This window comes from Mesorhizobium sp. M2E.F.Ca.ET.209.01.1.1, assembly GCF_004010375.2.
In the GTDB taxonomy this organism is placed as follows: Bacteria; Pseudomonadota; Alphaproteobacteria; order Rhizobiales; family Rhizobiaceae; genus Mesorhizobium.
On the sequence record NZ_SADP02000670.1, the window covers coordinates 1 to 335 of the forward strand.

Below are 335 nucleotides of genomic sequence, written 5' to 3' on the forward strand. Positions count from 1 at the left end.
GTGGTGTCCATGTTGTTTCCCTGCGTTGGGCGGCGTGGCTCATTCGTGTGCCCGAAGAGTAGCATCGTCACTCGAAATTCCCAGACACCGAAGCGGCCGCCGGCCGGTGGACAATCGATGTGCTCGGGTTCCCGCTGGAGGATGACCCCGGTCGATGCTGGCCCTTGTTCGAACGCGCTGGTTTGCTAAGCGCTGCCGCCTCAACGAGGGAATACCATGAGCATAAAAACGGAAGCCGGCGTGCCGGTCCTCGAGACGGGGCGCACCATTTTGCGGCCGCACCGGCTGGACGATTTCGAAGCCTATGCCGCCATGTGGGCGGAGCCCGCCGTCAC

At 63.3% G+C, this 335-nt stretch carries 1 pseudogene; it reads left to right on the forward strand.

The features are described from left to right. Nucleotides 1–216: 216 nt before the first annotated feature. Nucleotides 217–335 (forward strand): annotated as a pseudogene (locus EN852_RS42875) (GNAT family N-acetyltransferase); the annotation flags it as partial.